Source organism: Prevotella sp. tf2-5, assembly GCF_900115435.1.
GTDB lineage: Bacteria > Bacteroidota > Bacteroidia > Bacteroidales > Bacteroidaceae > Prevotella.
Window position 1 is genome coordinate 1 of the sequence record NZ_FOWK01000019.1, and the last position, 18,502, is coordinate 18,502.

The 18,502-nt window shown below is 39.7% G+C and carries 18 protein-coding genes; 16 read left to right on the forward strand and 2 right to left on the reverse strand.

The annotated features are described in order from the left end of the window. Positions 1 to 1,419 precede the first annotated feature (1,419 nt). From BM257_RS14320 to BM257_RS14390, 16 genes are all read left to right on the forward strand, one after another. The gene (locus BM257_RS14320; protein ID WP_092074080.1) at positions 1,420 to 1,632 is read left to right on the forward strand and encodes a helix-turn-helix transcriptional regulator; all 213 of its coding nucleotides are present in this window, start codon (positions 1,420 to 1,422) and stop codon (positions 1,630 to 1,632) included. 305 nt (positions 1,633 to 1,937) lie between these two features. Next, positions 1,938 to 3,842: an MIT C-terminal domain-containing protein gene (locus tag BM257_RS14325; protein ID WP_177216143.1), complete on the forward strand. Its 1,905-nt coding sequence runs from the start codon at positions 1,938 to 1,940 to the stop codon at positions 3,840 to 3,842. 4 nt (positions 3,843 to 3,846) lie between these two features. After that, positions 3,847 to 4,254, forward strand: coding sequence for a hypothetical protein (locus BM257_RS14330; protein ID WP_092074084.1), 408 nt, complete (start codon positions 3,847 to 3,849; stop codon positions 4,252 to 4,254). A gap of 7 nt (positions 4,255 to 4,261) precedes the next feature. Beyond that, positions 4,262 to 4,831 carry a 4Fe-4S single cluster domain-containing protein gene (locus BM257_RS14335; RefSeq protein WP_092074086.1) on the forward strand — a complete coding sequence of 190 codons (570 nt, stop codon included), beginning with the start codon at positions 4,262 to 4,264 and terminating at the stop codon, positions 4,829 to 4,831. Beyond that, entirely contained in the window at positions 4,828 to 6,339 is a 1,512-nt protein-coding gene (locus BM257_RS14340; RefSeq protein ID WP_092074088.1) for a coiled-coil domain-containing protein, read from the forward strand. Before BM257_RS14335 ends, BM257_RS14340 begins: the two co-directional genes overlap by 4 nt. A gap of 13 nt (positions 6,340 to 6,352) precedes the next feature. Then, positions 6,353 to 9,637 carry an AAA family ATPase gene (locus BM257_RS14345; RefSeq protein WP_092074090.1) on the forward strand — a complete coding sequence of 1,095 codons (3,285 nt, stop codon included), beginning with the start codon at positions 6,353 to 6,355 and terminating at the stop codon, positions 9,635 to 9,637. 2 nt (positions 9,638 to 9,639) lie between these two features. Next, entirely contained in the window at positions 9,640 to 10,614 is a 975-nt protein-coding gene (locus BM257_RS14350; RefSeq protein ID WP_092074092.1) for a hypothetical protein, read from the forward strand. Between the two features lie 25 nt (positions 10,615 to 10,639). Further along, complete coding sequence (locus BM257_RS14355; protein ID WP_143096885.1) at positions 10,640 to 11,455, forward strand: vWA domain-containing protein; 816 nt, start codon at positions 10,640 to 10,642, stop codon at positions 11,453 to 11,455. Continuing rightward, positions 11,445 to 12,470: a hypothetical protein gene (locus BM257_RS14360; protein WP_092074096.1), complete on the forward strand. Its 1,026-nt coding sequence runs from the start codon at positions 11,445 to 11,447 to the stop codon at positions 12,468 to 12,470. The genes BM257_RS14355 and BM257_RS14360 overlap by 11 nt, the downstream gene beginning before the upstream one ends. 3 nt (positions 12,471 to 12,473) lie before the next feature. After that, positions 12,474 to 13,505: a protein kinase domain-containing protein gene (locus BM257_RS14365; protein ID WP_092074098.1), complete on the forward strand. Its 1,032-nt coding sequence runs from the start codon at positions 12,474 to 12,476 to the stop codon at positions 13,503 to 13,505. A 1-nt stretch (position 13,506) separates the two neighbouring features. Further along, complete coding sequence (locus BM257_RS14370) at positions 13,507 to 13,746, forward strand: hypothetical protein (protein WP_092074100.1); 240 nt, start codon at positions 13,507 to 13,509, stop codon at positions 13,744 to 13,746. Between the two features lie 4 nt (positions 13,747 to 13,750). Then, on the forward strand, positions 13,751 to 15,028 hold the full coding sequence (locus tag BM257_RS14375) for a WG repeat-containing protein (protein WP_092074102.1): 1,278 nt from the start codon (positions 13,751 to 13,753) through the stop codon (positions 15,026 to 15,028). A gap of 127 nt (positions 15,029 to 15,155) precedes the next feature. Continuing rightward, the gene (locus tag BM257_RS15000; RefSeq protein ID WP_177216144.1) at positions 15,156 to 15,326 is read left to right on the forward strand and encodes a hypothetical protein; all 171 of its coding nucleotides are present in this window, start codon (positions 15,156 to 15,158) and stop codon (positions 15,324 to 15,326) included. A gap of 182 nt (positions 15,327 to 15,508) precedes the next feature. Then, positions 15,509 to 16,663: a WG repeat-containing protein gene (locus tag BM257_RS14380; RefSeq protein ID WP_092074104.1), complete on the forward strand. Its 1,155-nt coding sequence runs from the start codon at positions 15,509 to 15,511 to the stop codon at positions 16,661 to 16,663. 39 nt (positions 16,664 to 16,702) lie between these two features. Beyond that, positions 16,703 to 17,428 carry a hypothetical protein gene (locus BM257_RS14385; RefSeq protein WP_092074105.1) on the forward strand — a complete coding sequence of 242 codons (726 nt, stop codon included), beginning with the start codon at positions 16,703 to 16,705 and terminating at the stop codon, positions 17,426 to 17,428. Next, positions 17,412 to 17,756 (forward strand): inorganic pyrophosphatase, encoded by a 345-nt coding sequence (locus BM257_RS14390; protein WP_092074109.1) that lies wholly within the window; start codon positions 17,412 to 17,414, stop codon positions 17,754 to 17,756. The genes BM257_RS14385 and BM257_RS14390 overlap by 17 nt, the downstream gene beginning before the upstream one ends. A gap of 105 nt (positions 17,757 to 17,861) precedes the next feature. Here BM257_RS14390 and BM257_RS14395 read toward each other — a convergent pair whose 3' ends face one another. Together BM257_RS14395 and BM257_RS14400 are read right to left on the reverse strand one after the other, a co-directional pair. After that, positions 17,862 to 18,182: a hypothetical protein gene (locus BM257_RS14395; RefSeq protein WP_143096886.1), complete on the reverse strand. Its 321-nt coding sequence runs from the start codon at positions 18,180 to 18,182 to the stop codon at positions 17,862 to 17,864. Positions 18,183 to 18,235: 53 nt separating this feature from the next. Then, positions 18,236 to 18,502, reverse strand: a 267-nt coding sequence (locus BM257_RS14400; protein ID WP_143096887.1) for a DUF4143 domain-containing protein, incomplete at its 5' end; no start/stop codon positions are given.

Sequence of the window (18,502 nt, forward strand, 5' to 3'; positions counted from 1 at the left end):
AGTCAATTCAAATCGTCACCGTCAATTTCTCGCTCTAAAACTCTATATTTAAATAACTTACAAACATCTCCGCTAATTTTTAGTGGACACTAGTGTATTTATATTATTATATATATAATAAATTTGATATCATGTTTTTTTCAATTTTAATAAACTGATATTTGATATAACTGAGATTTGAGATTTGAGATTTACCCATACGGAAAAAGTTGACTCCATACCCTGGGAATCGTTGACTCTTTTCCTAAGAACATTGACTTTCACTAACTGTTTTCTGTCACAACTGTCACGCTTTATCCCTGCCATTGGTTGAGTATTTTGTATAATACCAACTGTTAACTGTTAAACTGTTATTCAATCTGTAATCTGTGCACAATGATACATTTTCAGAATTATATAATATTAAAATATTATATAATTTATATATTGTACAGATAGTGTCTTGCCCTAACCTCCCACTAAAAATACTGCAAACCTCGATAAATAAAGGGCGCAAGACCAGTTGTAGGTTGTCTGAAACTCCCACTAACGTCCAACCTACCTCCCACTATGTTAGAGTGTAAACGGCTATAGTGGGTAGGATGACCAAAAATAGCAATGCGACCTCTACAACTGCGTACGACCCGACGTAGTCCACCAATGTCTGGAACTTCAGGATTCCATCCACCAGCAAGACTAAAAGGCCAAACCAGCAGACAAGATATATCGCCGAGTATTTGATTTTCCGTTTCTTCAGTTTCATCATTCGATAGTTTAATACCACTTATATCTACGAGTCTTATGGTTACTCCTTTAATTATCAATTACTTACAGATGAGCAAAACTTTAATACGTAACGGTTTAGAAACTTCCTGTCTGTGTCGTTCTGCTTTGTTTCAACATGTCAAATATCTGATGCAGAGGTAATCATTTTCTTCGAAACAACCAAATAAATCTTCAGTATTCTCATACAATGACATCTTAATGTATTTCATAGAACCACTGCACAACATTAATGAGAGAAAGATTGATTTTTGAATAATCTATACCATTGGAAAACACTCGGGGGAAGGCTTCGCCGTGGGGGCAGACAGTCCCCATTGAGAATAGGTTTACAGTTGTCTATATTTCCAAGAAAATCTGAAATCCGCTTTATATAAATAAAGCGAGAAAGAGCTTATGTTTCACTGTCTTGGGTATTGGAATATGGCTCTGAATGTGCTGATTAAAGTGGAAGCTATTCAAGTTGCTTTTGATTTTGCCGGACGTCGCTTCCTGACTGAATAAAAGCGGTGCGACTAAGGCAAAACGAGATGAATTACTTTGAGAAATATGTTTTTTGGGCATTTTATCTTTAAAAACATTAAAATATATAGCGATATTGCGGTTGTTACGTAGAAATTCACTATATTTGCGTTCAAATCATATTAAGAAGAATAGATGAAAGATTTGAATAGACTGAAAATAGTTCTCGTTGAGAAGAAGAGGACCAACAAGTGGTTAGCAGAACAACTTGGTAAGAACGTTACAACAGTCAGCAAGTGGTGTACTAACTCTTCACAGCCTGATCTCCAGACTCTCGACAAGATTGCCGAATTGTTGGAATGTGATACAAGGGTTTTAATAACAAGTAAACACGCAACAGAACTATAATCAAAATGAAAACGCTTGATATATAAATAGTCATGTTAAATATAATTAATGATTCATACAAGAAATATATAACAAACAGACTAAATGGGGACTGCAGGGTTTCAAGCCAGCATTTATATGCAATAACTGCGTCCGATTATTATGGAGCTGAACAAGAGTTCTATTTGTTGCAGTTCTATTATCAAGAGTGTCTTTTACTGAAATGCAGAACTAGTAGTGGCATTCAACCCAAGAGAATAGGCATAGAATCTTGTACTATGTTCAGGCATGGCTTAAATGATATTTTCAAGGCCAATCCAGAGAACATGGAGTTGATTAAAAAGCATGAAGAAGCTTATTTCATATCTACGAATGGAATATGTCAATATGATCTATACTATGATACTCTTTTCCCTGCAATACACGCATACAATGAGCGTATAAAAAATGCCTTAAAAGAAATTGAGTTAAAGTCAAAAGAGCCTGTGTTTATTTGCTTCAATGAAAATTATTCGACCAAGGCGCTCTTGTACGCCTTGCAGAAAAAAAACGCAAATGTTCTAATGATGCAAAAACCAAAAGAGATACTAAATAGCGATGAATCACTGCGAGTATTGCACATGCATGATTTTGACAAGATGCATTTAAAGACAGCTCCAGTGAAATCTGTATCAGACTGTTTTTCGCCACAAACTATTTATGTACCGTTGACAGATAAAACCCTAAACTCTGAATTTTACAATGGAATAGTGTGGAGAGACTTGTTAGGGAACGCTGAAACAACAGATTGTTGCATCATCAATGGCATATCGTGTATGTGTTTTACAATACTAATGCAGATAGACATTTTTAATAATGTGTTCTGTATTTTAAAGATGAATGGTAAAATATATAATGCCATCCTGTTGTATAATGCTCTTAGAGTTAAGATGTCAGAAAAAGTTTTAAGGGAACCATCTATAATTACAAATGACATAATATCTGAATCTGTTCATGAGGCCGAATCTCCTAAAGAACCGACACAGGAAACGACAGGTGGCATACAAGAAGTGGCAGGTACTTCGGTTATGATGAATCAAACAGAGCAAAGCACTATCCAAGAGAGACAAAATCAGCATTATTCAGAACAAGCAAAAGTATATGGTCCTGTCGAAGGCTTTGAAGGTATGAAGTTGGATATTAATGACAACGAAGCATATTGCGTTGACGATCTTTTTGGCTACTATCTGCTTGACAATGGCGGTGTGACGGAAATTTGTTTCAGGGATGCGTACCTATACCAAAACATTAACCTCTTGCAATCTTTTGTTGATGAAATGCTAAGCAAACTGGGCGAGCGGTTAACCAAGTTCAGGCTATTCAAGATTCAGACCCTTCCGAAAGAAAGCATCAATGCAAGCAACAATTATTATAAAAAACAATTGGATGCGTTTGAGTCAAACATTGCTAAACTTATAACCAAACTAAGAAAACGCGGCATCAATTTTGCGCACGACTACATAAAAAAAGAGGATGTACAGGGTTCACATAAACGTACCTTAATGTTTGATAATGGATGGTGCATAGATTTGGAAGGTGGCCTAAACAAATTGTATAAGTCGCCTGAGGAAATCAGGATGGGCAACTGCAGTAAGACCACACTATATTACTATAACATCAATAAGGATTTGTGTGGAGCAACAGACGAGAACCCTTATGCACCTCCCGCGGGGAAGCGATGTGTTGTTAAGATCATAACCACAGCTGACAAGAGATTGATGCCGGAAAAACTGTTCCGACATTATCTCGAAGATGATGGGGGGACGTCACACATTGTCATGCGGGACAGATATCTTCATACTTGCCCGAAGATGTTGAAAATATTGATGGAGAAATTAATCGGTTTTTCCAGGGCCTCTCACCGTGACAATGAGCAAAACAAACAGATTGAACGGATAACGCTGTATATTTCCAAGAAGGACGACAACAACAAACAGCGTGTCATGGAATTCGAAGAGGACATTGCTAAATACAAGTTGAGAATGAAAGGCAAAGGCGTGGATTTCGAATTGCGAGAGCTTTCAAAGGACGACAAAGATGGAGACCACAAGCGTTGCATGATATTCGAAGACAATGGGTGGTGTATAGATATGGAAGGTGGAATCGACAAGTTATACAAGAACCCTGATGACATGAACTACGGCGATTGTCAAAGCACCACATTATACTATTGCAAAGAACAAATAAGCTAACGATATGAAGGACTTGAAACAAATGATAGACTCTGTTGGCTTGACAGAATGCCGAAAAGAGATAGAGTATCAACTGGCTTCCATTGCCAGTCATGACAATCACATGAAACGTGTCGTGCTACTGTGTCTATTGGGAGAAGCTGTTCTTGGCGAAATTGCCAAGGAAAATCCAGACATTTTTTTTGCTGAGCTAAAGGCATACCTCACAAAGATTGTCAACGACAACACAGAAAATAGCAAGCGTCTTATGGCGCATATAAATGAGAATGACGAAATAGTCAAAAATATCGACGTCGTTTCGGACGAATTGCGCCAGTTAAGCACAAGTATCAATGCCCTGATGGCCGATTATGACAACCGATTGTCAGAAATAGTAAGGGCAAGAGACGACGAACCTGTCAGCAAACTTTGAATAGCCTATGGTATTGAACCTCCTTGATATAGAGCGGCACGGAACACGAGCCCTTGGACCAGGTTTGCGATATGTTATATGGACGCAAGGCTGTCCTTTCAATTGCCCTAAATGCATTACTCCAGAGGGGCGACCCATAGTGTCTGCCAAACTGGCTGATACAGTGCAATTGGCGAATGACATTATTGCAAACAAGACGATTGAAGGCATTACCATCAGTGGTGGTGAGCCATTCCTACAAGCAACCTCAGTTGCAGAGCTGCTGAAAACCGTCAAGGAGCATCGCCCGAAACTGAACATCATCATATTCACAGGTTTTTTAAAAGAGAACCTGCTGTCAGACGACGCACAATCCATACTATCAATGACAGACCTTCTTATTGACGGCCCATACATGGAGGCTCTGAACGACGGTGTCGGATTGCGTGGTTCTTCAAACCAAAGACTACATTTCTTGACCGATCGACTGTTGCCATATAAAATGGAACTGCTGACGGGAAAAAGACAAATAGAGATAACTATCAACAATCATCATTCGGATGCCATAGGCATTCCATTAAACCAAAACGTGTTATGAGTAGGAAATATAAAGTATCTAGTATACATCAGGCAGACAATGCCATCAATGATTTAAATGATCATATCAATAGTTCACTTAGAAATATTGACAGGCGGTTTAATGACATTCGCGATGAAGCCAATCGTAATGCACAACTCAAGGCACGTGAAGAAGCAGAAAGGGCGAAACGCGAAATGCAATCCCGACTAAATACTGCCATAAGTAGCGTTAATGCTCGCATCGATCAAGTAGATGCAGAGCAGCGAAAGCGGCTCAACAAAGTGGCAGGCGACATATATGACACCATCATCCAAGTTAATGATAGTCTGCACGGGGAAATAAACCAAACACGGCTTGAATTGAAGAACGATATACGTTCACTTGAGCAGCTGACAAACGAGCGCATTCAGGCAATCAACCGCCACCTCAATCAACTGGCTAAACATGTTGAGGCAAAATTTGAGCAGCAACAGTCTCAACTGGATAGTCATTCCAGACAGTTAGACAGCCTTACACATACCGTTAACACCATTCTAGCCCAAATGGCAGATGAGAGACAGAAACGAAGGGAGGCTGTCAGCCTTGCACAAGGCATCAAGGATGCCGCATACGCACGAATAGACATTGAAAGGTTCTGCCCACAGAAATCTCAGGAAATAAGTCGACGAATGTCAATACTGGCTGCAAATCCAGACGACGAAGGAACCGTAGCCAGAGCATCTGAGGTCATACTTCAGATACAAATGGCAGAAGAAGATGCTTTGCGCAATAAGATTATTTACGACACAATTTATGCAGAAGCCACTGCGATGCTGGAAAAAACTCTTGAAGAAGTGAACAGCAACCGCAAAATTAGCATTGCACATCCCGATGCTCCACAAGCCACTGCTATCATTGAAACTGATTTTTGGAATCGCGGCGAATACGAAAAGTTGCGTTTAAGATTAAACTCGCTTAAAGCAGAACTTCAAGGTCAGCCCTCACTAGACCGTATCAAGGAAATTATGGAAGAAGTGACCATCGGCGAAATATGTCTCACCAACATGATTGGCAAAGCCACTAAAAGTGCCATTTTGAGCGAGAACCGTGTCGTGATGGCAGAAGACATTATATCGGCTTTAGTAGAACAAGGGTGGCAGGTGGAGAAAATGGCGGACGGACAAGACGCGGTAGGATACGTTGGTGGCGAAGATTGTGACAATGACTGGCGCGAAGGTGTTTTTGCGGTTCTGCAGAGCATGAATGGCGAAAAAATATCTATTGTAGTCCAACCAGATGAAAGCGAGTCGGAAAACGACATCATCTTCCATCGTAATGATAATCGTAACATAACAGACCGGGAATATATCCGTTCACTCGAACGCATCAAACAACAAATAGCAAAGAGTGGATATAAACTTGGAACGACGGAGACACCTGCCGATGGTGGAGACGCAGAAATTCCAGAAATGGCGGACGCGTCGAAGTTAGGACAAGCAGGAACCGCCAAAAAGATTAGCCAAAGAGCAAGAAGAAGACAAAACTAATAAGGGAATAGCTATGAAGGTAAAGCGCATCGAAAATTTCAATCTGCCCTATAGACCCCTTCTTTCAGGCATCTATGGCCCTGGAATTAACGACGATTTTGTTGGTTCAGACCTTCGTCGGTATGGTATTAAAGAGATGCTGTTCCGCACTTTTCGAGGCCAAGGCTATCATGTGGTTTTTTATAGCCAAGATCCAACCTACAATTTTTTCAGCTTTCGCAAGGATGATTTGGTAGAACTATTCGGATTAGCGCATAATCAGTCTTCAACTGTAAACAGAGGAAGATATGTGGCCAACATTGCTAGTCCGTTTGCTGGAAGACGCAGAAGTACTGTAGGAAATCAAACATTGCCGCCTGACGATACAGAAACATATAGTCAGATACAAGTATGTCACGAAGACACTAACCGCTTGTATTATCGAATTGCAAATAGCGTGAAGCCACTTGACACCATCGTTCACTACATTTCAGAGCATCCAGAACGCAAAATAGTCTTTATCTTCAGTACTGCTGCGACTGATGTCTATGATCATGTAGAAGAGATACTTCCACAGCTGAACAACCTTAAAACAACATACAATAGTACAAACTGTCAGGCTCACATAATAGCGTTATACGACACAAAAACTATTGGCGGTATTTTTAAAGAAGGCACGGCGGAACTATTCCGAGGTGACTTTTTCAAAGAGGCTCTAGCCCCTGACTCCAAAGAGGCTTCTATCAAGGAGGGAAATCTAATGTATTGCATCATGGGGCCTGGACGTGATGAATACCGAAACTTGCTCAATCGCATACGACTTTTAGACGGTTACACTGAATTAATGGACGGACAAGGCATAGAGGAAAAAGCTGTACGTTTGAGCCAAAACGTGACCAAGAAGAAGAGAAAGGAAGAACAAGCATATGTAGGCGAAGTGGAAATGCTCAGCTACTACGTAAAGATGCACACGTCGAAATTAAAGGCAACCATTGACAAAATGAACACGGAACGTTCCATAGATGTATTGCGTGGCATGCCTGGAACTGAAAATATTCTGAAGCAGGTAGATATTTACATTGAAACCTTAAAGGACACGCACAATAGTTCTGAGGGACCTCGTTTCCGTCCGCATCTTGTATTTAGTGGAAACCCAGGAACGGGTAAAACGACTGTGGCTAGACTGCTTGCTGACATTCTGCGAGAAGAAGGGATTTTGGAACGTGGACATTTGATAGAAGCCAATGTCGGTGACCTTGAAGGAGAATATATTGGGCAAACTAGAATTAAGACACAGGCTTTGTGCGACCGCGCTCGTGGTGGTATTCTCTTCATTGATGAAGCATACGGTTTGATGAGCGGAGGTAATGGAGAACATGCTGATTATGGGAAGGAGGCTATAGAAGTGTTGATGCAATTTATGGAAAATAGTTCCGATTCATTAGTGATTCTTGCTGGATACAAGAGTGACATGGAGAATCTGATAAAGAATGGGAATCCGGGATTTATGCGTCGTTTCAACGGCAAGGAGTCATTCTTCAACTTTGAGGATTACGATGATGAAGCTTTATACAAAATATTCAAAAGACAAATCAAGCACTATGAAACAACACCAGATTTTGACGATCGCATTCGACGCATTATCTCCTATATGTATATACATCGCAATGCACGTTGGGGCAATGCTAGTGAAATGGAAAAGTTGGCCTCTTCCGTAACGGGTATTCACCGTCGGAGAGACTCTAAATTACCTCTGGCAGTGGAAGATATACCGACCGACAAGATGCGTCTCATCAACGATGACATTGACTACACTGCCATACTTTCGGAAGTGAATGAGCTGATAGGTCTTGCAGAGGTCAAGGAACACCTGAAAACTCTGCTATTGTCAACGCTCGGCAGGCGAAGAGAGGCCCAACAACTTGGAGAGATAGACATGGAGAAGCCCAACCTCAATTTCGTTTTCGAGGGAAATCCGGGAACAGGTAAGACTACCGTTGCCAATAAAATGGCGAAAATACTCTACGAATGTGGACTGATTGACGATATTACTCCAGCAGAGATAGACGTTGCGACATTAGTGAATGCTGGAGTTGGTGACACTCCCAAAGCCATAGAAAAGATGTTTAAAGATAACAGTGGCAAGGTTATCTTCATTGACGAGGCCTATCAGCTTGCAAATCATGGCACAGAAGCCATAGATGCAATTGTAAAAAGTCTTACCGACCCACGCTTTGAAGGAAATCAGGCACTTATACTTGCCGGATATACAGAGAATATGGAAAGTATGATAGCGGGGAATATCGGAATGCGCGATCGCTTTGCCAATATCTGGCACTTTGCGGACTATTCTAATGAAGAATTATGGGTAATCATGACGCACATCGCAACCGCTAAAGGTTTTACTTTTGTACCAGAGGAAGAATGTATAAAACTCGCTTTCGACCATTTTAACACCAAACGCACAACAGGAAAACAATTTGCAAATGCAAGAGTGGCAGTTAACCTTTTCAAAAGCCTTCGCGACAATTACCATTGCCAAGTAGTAAATGGCGCATCAGGAAGAGTCTTGCTTCCCGAATATTTCCCTGGACATGTAGGAGTTGTTCCTCCTGCGGGCGTCAGTAACACCATTTCCCCTCCATCAAAACTAAGAGGAAACGCTGACCACGAACATTCTACTATTCCTAAAAGCATAATAAAGATTCACCTTGATAATTCAGATGAATACGCAGTTTCTGAGGTAGCACAATTTGCCAATGCTGTCGGATTGATTGATGGTAAAAAGGGAATGGGCACAGGTTTTATCATTTCAAACAGCGAACGATTAGTGTTGACAGCAAGCCATGTAATTGAGGGTAATCCAGACCTTTTATTCTTAATGAATCGTGGTCAATCAGCCATGGGGGCAACAGTGCTATGGAACAACACTATTATCGACTTGGCAATATTGCAATGTGACTCTATGCCTTCTGATGCACGCTATTTTAAAATAGATGCTAATGCAAATGTCAGCCCAAAGGTTCTTGAACGCATATTACATTGCGGGTTCTTAAAGGGAACTGATGTCTCGACAAATTTCTCCACCTACGAGGGTACTATTAGTAATTACGACCAGGACAAACAACTGGGTGAACGTTGCTTTGATGCTATCATGTCAGGTATTGAGGCTACACATGGCTGCTCTGGAGGCCCTGTCCTACGAGCTACAGATTTTACTGTTATCGGTGTGTTGCAGGGAGGTTTTAACGAAGCCCCCGCACGCATCATTACAGATATTCATCAATTATACAAACAGAAAACATTAATCATAGAATAGGTATGCAAAACGAGAATCATCAGATTAATCAGCATGACAAAGGGCTATGTCATGTTTGCGGGACAAAACTGGAAAACGGAGTTTGTACTATCTGCGGATGGACACAGATGATCTTCCCAAGTGAAGTCCCGTCTGAGATTATTGAATTCAACAAACAGCGTGAAAAAGTGGCTCAAAAACTTCACAAAGAAGTATGTGAATTAAAAGACACATTAAAGAAGTTGGAAAAAACTTCTGAAGAAGTTTCGAAATACCAACAGAGTTTAAAAAAGGCAAATGCAGAAGCACAAACTGACAGACAGGAGATTGATAGGCTAACGTCAGAATTAAAGCAAGCCAATAATAAATTAAGTTCTGCACAAGTAGAAAAGGAAAAACTACTCACGAAACTGAACGAGTTTTCAGAATCCTCTAAAAAGAATGAGGAGTTGATAAAACAGATTGCACAGTTGGAATCTGCCGCAAAGATTGTAGAGGCCCAACGCAAAGACCTTGTTGAAAGGCTTAACAAAACAAATGACAGTTTGACAAAAGAGATTGAAGATCACAAAAAAACGAAAGCATTGTTGGAGCAACAGAATACAAGAATTCAGATGCATACTGACGATTCGTCGGATAAAACTCGCCTACAACCTCTTCCGTGCCCCATGCACGGTCAACAGCAAGGCAAGCCCGTCGCAACAATTATATTCTCTTTTAGAGGACAGTCTGTTCAAGAGAATGTATTTGAGGGTGATAATATTTATGCTATTCCATCAAACTTGACTAGCCCTGTTAGTGGAAACGCATTCCGCATCGAATCAATGAATTCTAATACTTTCCGATTGTATGATCTTTGTGGCTTGACTCGCAAAGTCAATGGTGATCGGTTAGGGACTACGGGAATGCAATTATATAATGACGATTATTTTTCGGTGGGCGATATAACTATCCAAATAAAAATGCAAAAGATAAGTTTACGAGACATGTTAATATAGTATTAATCAAATAAAAACAATCTTTATGTACGAATTAAAATGGAATTCAGACCACCCTGGTCATGTTGTTTTTTTGCTGGATCTTTCCGGTTCAATGGAATTAAATAATAAGATTAATTATGTGATAGATGCTGTGCAGGATTCGATAGAAAACCTGCTCACCCACTGTAGAAATGACAAAGGGCTGCCAGCTGAGCGTGTAAGCGTGTCTGTGTATGGCTACAATTATCGTATTGTTGAATTATGGAAAAACTACAGTGTGAAACAAATGGCAATTGCCATGATAGAAGCAGAAGATGCTGGTAAAAAAATTTTTGACTCCAATGGCAATGCAAAGCCAGAATTCCAGACATGTATGAAAATGGCATTTGAGGAAGCCAAGAGAGATGTAGAACTGTGGATTAAGAGTCAACGGGGAAGGTCCGACATGCCATCTCCTATAGTCATTAATGTTACAGATGGTTATCCCTATGAAGGGGAGAATTATAATGAGGATCAAGTATATGCTGACACTCTTAAAGCAGCACAGGAATTGATGAAAGTTACTACCCCCGACGGTAATGTACGTCTATTGAATATACATCATGACCCAAGTACTAATGATCCTACCTTGACTTTCCCATATTCAAGGCCCCAAATAGACAAAAATATGCAATTCCTCTTTCAAGCAAGTTCTTTGTTGACGGAAAAAATGGCGGTTGCAGCCAATAAAATGGGGTTCCCAGAAGCGCGTGAAGGCTCACGTGCAATGATTTCCAATGCAAATAAACCCAGCATTGTTACCCAGTTCCTCAATTGGGGCTCGTCCCAAGGAGTAAAACCAGAAGCTGATGCATATTAAAAGTTTTATTACTCACAAACGAGGTGGAAATGTCAGCTCCATCCAAGACAGCATTGCTATGGATGTTGAGAAAGGACGCTTTGCTTTAAGCGACGGAGTTTCTGACTCTGTCCTACCCGAAATATGGGCAGACATCCTTACCCATGCCTATATTTCAGTAGAAGATATACAACAGTTCCCTCCAGAAGGACTAGAACAGATTTTTTTATCACAAAAAGAATCGTATGTTTCAACTCTTGATAAGGAACAACGCTATATACAAAAGTTGATAGAGAAACATTTTCAGACTGGTGCGGCCACTTTTATTGGCATAGAACTGCGTGAGAATATTCTGTCGTGGCTAGTAATTGGAGATTCTTGTCTCTTTATCATGCCTGATGGCGAGCCGCTTCAATGCATAAGCAGTAATCCTTCTCACTTTGATGAGGATGGACATTTGAACCTTGAGTTTAATAACTATCCATGTCAGATTCACTCTGATGGTTCTTTGCATGGCGAATGGACAAAAGGTGAGAGATCATTTGATACAGGTAGTATCTTAATGATGAGCGACGCCATGTCTGCATGGTTTGTCAGTCAGTTAAACCAAGGACTATCGCCCTTAGACCAGCTGAACGCAATTACAGATAATGATGATTTTGAATCTTTTGTTGAAGAACAATACAAACAACAGGCTTTGGAGAGTGACGATGAGAGTGTTATCATGATCACAATTGATGACAAGTTACCTGAGCACGAAGATGTAATCACGGATACTACTAAGACTGAAACTGCGGATAAAGAAGACGAAAATGTATCAATGAAAGATTTCTGCAAAAAAGAGTCTATAGATGACATTATTGATAATGCAGATGAGACTATATTAACGGAAAACTTAAACGAAGAAGAGACAGAAATAACAGAAGAGGCGATGGTGCTTAACACTACCTTTAAAGCACATTTCTCATTAGAGAACTGGAAGAAAAAGTTCTCTCTGCTTGTAAAGTCTATTTGGTTCAGACAAAATAATAGTTAATTTATGGTCAATGAGAATACTATAATTAAAGCAATAAGACAAGCAGGCTGCATTATAGAGCCAAGCCTTGCGGGATATAAATACGTACCCGATAAGAGTCTTTTTCCTCCTGTTAAGTTTATTCCAGGGGGATACTGTCTGAGTTTCCCTCTTGAATGTCCAGGAAAATCGTCTAAATGTCTACGTTTATGGTATAAAAATAATGGAAGGCCAGAAAACCCATCCCATATTATAAATGTTTCCGACTATTTCAATAAATACTGTGTAGAATATGTTATTCCCTATAGGTATGTTGACCCCGTGATAAGACTAACTGACGGGACAGAGATTCCAGGGGTTGTTATGGAGTGGATAGAAGGAAGCACGCTTATGAGATATGTTAAAGACAACTACAAGAACAAGGCTGCTATCCTCTCCCTTGCGAAAAAATTCTATGAGATGGCTCAGTTCCACCAAAAATATGGTATGGCTCATGGGGATCTTTCAGATGAGAACATTATAGTCAAACCTAACGGGGACTTGTTCTTGATAGACTATGATTCTTTTTATGTATGGAACTGGGATAAGAATATACCCCAATCCACTGCGGGTGTAGAATGGTATCAACACCCCGAAAGAATGAATGGGAGAAGTCGTTTCTTGAATACTAATATGGATTACTTTTCTCAACAGGTGATTTATCTCTCGCTCTTGGTGATATCCGAGGATTCCTCTTTGTTTGATAAAAATACTGAAAAGGGGCTATTGTTCAAAGGTGGAAATTTCGACAGCCTTACATCATTTAAGGCTTCACCAATGTACAAGAAAATATCTGCAATACGAAACTCTGAAATACAAAACAGGTTGCATGAGTTGGAAAGAGCACTTGCTGGTTCTCTTTCCGAAGTTCGTTCAATTGTAGATTTCAAGCAAGTAGAACCAATAGAAATGCCAATAGTTAAGGCTTACTATTGTGGCATATGCGGTTATCAATTTAACAGCCAAACAGAAGTTTATTGTCCGATGTGTGGAACAAAAAGGGAAGAATTGAAATAATATGGAAGAAAATTTGAATATAGAAGCCCTCATTGCACGGCTATTAAACCATACTACAAAATGCACGAACCCTCAATGTGGGTATGAAAATAGCATTAGTAATAACTACTGTGTAAAATGTGGCTGGCTTTTACCTGGTCATTCTAAAAAAGTTGTAATTAGTTCTAATGAATATGAGGATTTAAAGAAAAAAGCTAATATGTCTGCGTGGGAAAAATTGAAAGAAAATTTCTCAAAATAAGAATATGGAAAAAAAATGTAATTATTGCAATTATTGTAATTCAGATACTTCCCATTATTGTGTGAGATGCGGAAAACCTTTGGAAAAAAAATATATATTTTCTAAAGAACCTGACAAGAAATACAATGTCATTGCTGAAACAGAACTAATTTCGCTAAGAAATGAGCGCAATAGTTTTAGAAATGAGCGGGATCGTCTACGAAAGCAAATAAATGAATCGTGGGGTATAAAGATAGAAAATTGGATAGAAGACAATAAAAACGCGATCTTGTGGACAATTGCAGCCATCTTTGCACTTGTTTTTATTGGTTGGATGTTAATAAAATGTGATTTTTCACACGAACAAATAAATGTCATAGAAATCCGGAAAGATGACACAACAGGCAAGTATGGTATCTACAATAATGAAAGCAAGACACTTGTGTTACCTCATGAATATGACAGCATTAGCCATCGTAAAGGCACCAATTACCAAGGAGATTGGAATTTCTTCTTCATATATAAGAATGGAAAATTTGGCGTAGCAGACAGCACTGGTAGGATAACTATCAGTTGCGAACTTGATAAAGCACGTGGATTTTATAATGGAATTGACATATTGTTCAAGGAAGACAAACAAGGTCTTATGAATGCATACGGTCAGCAGATAATTCCATGTGAATACCAATATGTCCTATGGGAAAATGAGCCCAAATATAGCAGCCTTGAACACCCAGGTACATACGTGGGAAACATTTTACCTGTAAAGGCAGACAAAAACAGCGGTTGGGAACTATATAATCGAAGTGGACGAAAAATCCGAGGCCAACACTATAAGGTCGCTATACAAACGGGCGATCCAAAATTGATAAAGGTAAGAGAATCAAGAAACGATTATAAAGTCTTATATGGAATTGTAGATGAAAATGGGCAAATTACTATTCCATGCAAATATTATAGTATTTCGGTATTTGGAAATGATAGAGCATGGGTAAAACAAAACTATAGTGACTCATGGACACTCATCACATCAAAGGGTGAACGATTAATGACTCTCTCAAAAGGAGTTACTCCTTCTGCTTTCTATGATGGTATGGCTGCGGTTTCTGAAAAAGGGAAAATTGGATATTGCGATACGTCAGGTAAATTTGTGATACCTATGCAATATGAACAAATTCGCAACAGTGATGGAAGTTACACTAGCAAAGATTTCTATTATGGCAAAGCAAAGGTCTCATATAATGGCAAGCCTGGCTCTATTGATAAAACTGGTAAATTCACCCCAGATTCAGAGACTAAATAGCCCATATACAAAGTATAGGACTTAATGCTTTTTCTATTAGTACAAAGCAGAATATGAAATATCAAAGGTGATAATGGAGAAAACCGAAAATCCTTAAAAGAGTAGGGAAATTTAAAATCAATTATTTATGAGACCGTATGACAGTACAGATGACATTAACACCATTGAGAATGGTGGATGTTCAGGAACCTCTTACACACGTGATGGTGCGGCACAGGAAGATGTAGATGCTGCCCGCTCTCGTTTAGAAGAAAATGGTTATCATCAAAACTTAAGAGGCAGTTGGGATAAAGATTAACAATACCGGGCTTCATGGTTTCGTGGAATCGAGAAACCATGAAGCCATAAGCGATATTCCTAGGATACAATAAGCTCATAGGGAAACCAGAATCACCCATATGGTGAAAATCTGGTGGGGGATTTGGCGTAATAATAAATTGGGAGCGAATGAAATGCATTTATATATTAATGGTATAGTGTATGAAAAAGGAAGACTTGAAGAAATTTATGGAATACGACTATTATGCTACCCCTCTGTTTGATGGGTTGCAATTAGTGTTTTCCAAAGAGAACTTGGAAAAGAGTGGGAATGCGGACATCTTTCCGGGTGCCTATCTGTATCATTTGGTGAATACATTTATACCTAGATACCAGGCAAAATGTGAAGATTATGGAGAAGAACCGCAGGAAATTGTGCATTTTGGTTTCGAGGATGTGGTGCCATATTGCTCTGCGGTAACTGCTTCTCTGCTTTTTGATAATATTCTTGCCTGTATGATGTATATGCAGGATCATTTTAGCAGGTACAAAGAACAGATTACGGATAATCTAGTAAAGAGTAATGTCTTACTTGAGATTGCCAAGCAAATAGACGATGATTCCGATTTGCGCTGGTTTGTGGAATTCTTTGCTGAATTCCAAGTTGCAGTTGACAAGATCATCATGTATGACTATTCAATGGGCCAAATGGTGCTCGATGAGAAGTGGCAGGAGATAGCAGATGCCTTGAATGTGTATGTGGACAAACTGAATGATGCACAATTGGCCGAGGGGTTAAAGCACTTTACTGCAGACGATGCTCAAAAGTTCTCGAAATTAGCAGACCTCTATGCCATTGAGCCGATTAAATTAGAGGAAAACGGAAAATGGGGGCTTGTGGATGTCTTCGGCCAGACAGTCCTTCCATGTGAGTGGAACTATATCGATGAGTTCCATGAGGGGTTCGCAGTTGTTGCAGACAAAAACGATAAAGCCGGATACGTTAATGCAAGAGGAGAATTAGTGATTCCTTGCATTTGGAATTTAGCCATGGGATTTGAAGGAGGATTTGCTGTTGTGAGTGACGATGAGAACAGATATGGACTTATTAACAAGAAAGGAGAAATTGTTATTCCGTGTAAATGGAGGTTTGCCACACCATTTGAGAATGGCCTGGCAAAAGTCCAGGACTTTGACGAGCGTTGGTTTGTCATTGATCTTGACGGAAATACCACTCGTGTGTACACGTACTCAGAGAGGAAGGCAATGGGATTATTGACAGAAGAAGAACTGGAGGAAGAATCACAAGCACGACCTTCTTTTCCACCTTTTGCTGATTTCGACGATACCGAAATGAAAGATCCTGGTCCGTTCTAAATACCTTCTATTGTTTTGCATAATGAAAAGAAATAATATATGATTGATAAATTTTTCATACAAACCAACGACACCATCTGGGATTTTCTTCGCGAAATAGGAAAGAGTAAAGAGATATATTCCTGCTATTCATTCCGTGAAATAGATAATTATACCTTATTCTTTTATGCTACATCTACAGAGATTGTTTTGATTCTGTTAGATATTGTAGATGACGGAACTGTTGAATATGCAGATAAGGGAGTATTTTTCAAAGCAGGGGATGAAAAAACACTTAAATACTTCCGTAAAGTTCTCCCTAATGGTAAAACGAGTAAAGAAAGAAAAGATTGGAGAATCAGCCCTGCATTGGAGCTCTTTTTCCATGCTCATTTAATGCGAAGATTCATGGCATTGTCATGTCAGTTCAGTGTGGTTCCTGCTATTCACTTGATGTACTTGACAAACTCTCGTATTGTCAACTATCCGAAAATAGTCGAAACATGGCAGCAAGACGAGTTTGGTTTCTCTGCATTGCAAAATCTTTCAGGTCTGAGAGGTGGAATCATTTATGATAGTCGAGTTGAAGGACATCCTTTCATTCCTGTTAATGAAGATTTGGAAATAGAAGGGTCAGAGTATTGGACGAAATGGCAAACGTATCTCGAGAACAGAGGTCATTTTGATTGGCTTAAAGATCCACAACCTTCTGCTAAAAGGTATAGTTGGAAAGGGGAAATGGGCCATCTGATTTCTGATGAGTTTAAAGATGAAAAAGGGAAATAATATCATTGGGAGTCACGTAACTGTAATCGTAGATAGGCCTTGGGGGAGTTACCATCCTAAACATAAGGATTTGTACTATCCTATCAATTATGGTTATATTAAAGGAATCATGGCTCCTGACGGCGAGGAACAAGATGCCTATATTATTGGTGTGGACGAACCTATTAAAGAGTTTACGGGAAAGGTCATAGCCATTGTTCATAGATATGATGACGTAGAAGAGAAATGGGTGGTATGTCCTGAGAATCGAAACTTCACACGAGAAGAAATAATGAGATTTGTTAATTTCCAAGAACAATATTTTGATTCTATATTGATTACATCATAGTAAAACTAAGGAAATGAAAGAATACCCCCCAATCGGTCATTAGAATCTCTCTGTGCAATATGGCAGTGAGAAATCCTAATGACCGATTTGGGTTAAAAATGCATTTTAGTATACTCTGAACTGTAGATTTCCAGCAATCAGCAAGGCTATCGTCATGAATGTCACAAACAAGCAGAATCCGAAGATGCCAAGAAGCCATGCAAACACTTTGGATGTACACCAAAAACCGCTATGCGACAAGACTTTGGACAGATCTTCGTTGAAATTTGCGAGCTGCTTCTGTGTTTCTGTAGCAAAGTTGCCTGCGGTTTCTTTCTCCCTATCCAGGAAATCATCAATCCTGAAGCGTAGTTCCTCGGACAACTCCTTACGGAAATCCAACAAAGGAACGCAGGGACAGGTACCTGTTTCACTCCCGCAATTCAATGTTTAATCTTTTTATGTAACGAGGGAACACTAGGGACAGGTACCATTGTCACTTAAAACAAATCTTCTATCCGCATACGGAAGAAGTCTTCGAAGGGAATGCCATCGGTACCAATGACAAGGGCTCGCTTAGGATGAAAGTTAGCACAGAACTTGGGTAAACCACTATTCATCCCACGACGCCCACTCTTTACCTCTAATGCAATGGTTTCTCCCTGACGGACAATGACAAAGTCAACTTCATCAGATCGCTCTCGCCAATAATAGACTTTGTAACCTTCCTCTTCGGCTTCTCCAAGCAGATAGGCTCCAACGGCAGA

Bases quoted from the DNA above. Each gene is read 5' to 3' on its own strand.
- BM257_RS14360 (WP_092074096.1), top strand. From the start codon at position 11,445: ATGCATATTAAAAGTTTTATTACTCACAAACGAGGTGGAAATGTCAGC.
- BM257_RS14330 (WP_092074084.1), top strand. From the start codon at position 3,847: ATGAAGGACTTGAAACAAATGATAGACTCTGTTGGCTTGACAGAATGC.
- BM257_RS14320 (WP_092074080.1), top strand. From the start codon at position 1,420: ATGAAAGATTTGAATAGACTGAAAATAGTTCTCGTTGAGAAGAAGAGG.
- BM257_RS14370 (WP_092074100.1), top strand. From the start codon at position 13,507: ATGGAAGAAAATTTGAATATAGAAGCCCTCATTGCACGGCTATTAAAC.
- BM257_RS14325 (WP_177216143.1), top strand. From the start codon at position 1,938: ATGGAGTTGATTAAAAAGCATGAAGAAGCTTATTTCATATCTACGAAT.
- BM257_RS14380 (WP_092074104.1), top strand. From the start codon at position 15,509: ATGAAAAAGGAAGACTTGAAGAAATTTATGGAATACGACTATTATGCT.
- BM257_RS14390 (WP_092074109.1), top strand. From the start codon at position 17,412: ATGAAAAAGGGAAATAATATCATTGGGAGTCACGTAACTGTAATCGTA.
- BM257_RS14355 (WP_143096885.1), top strand. From the start codon at position 10,640: ATGTACGAATTAAAATGGAATTCAGACCACCCTGGTCATGTTGTTTTT.
- BM257_RS14375 (WP_092074102.1), top strand. From the start codon at position 13,751: ATGGAAAAAAAATGTAATTATTGCAATTATTGTAATTCAGATACTTCC.
- BM257_RS14365 (WP_092074098.1), top strand. From the start codon at position 12,474: ATGGTCAATGAGAATACTATAATTAAAGCAATAAGACAAGCAGGCTGC.
- BM257_RS14335 (WP_092074086.1), top strand. From the start codon at position 4,262: ATGGTATTGAACCTCCTTGATATAGAGCGGCACGGAACACGAGCCCTT.
- BM257_RS15000 (WP_177216144.1), top strand. From the start codon at position 15,156: ATGAGACCGTATGACAGTACAGATGACATTAACACCATTGAGAATGGT.
- BM257_RS14340 (WP_092074088.1), top strand. From the start codon at position 4,828: ATGAGTAGGAAATATAAAGTATCTAGTATACATCAGGCAGACAATGCC.
- BM257_RS14345 (WP_092074090.1), top strand. From the start codon at position 6,353: ATGAAGGTAAAGCGCATCGAAAATTTCAATCTGCCCTATAGACCCCTT.
- BM257_RS14350 (WP_092074092.1), top strand. From the start codon at position 9,640: ATGCAAAACGAGAATCATCAGATTAATCAGCATGACAAAGGGCTATGT.
- BM257_RS14385 (WP_092074105.1), top strand. From the start codon at position 16,703: ATGATTGATAAATTTTTCATACAAACCAACGACACCATCTGGGATTTT.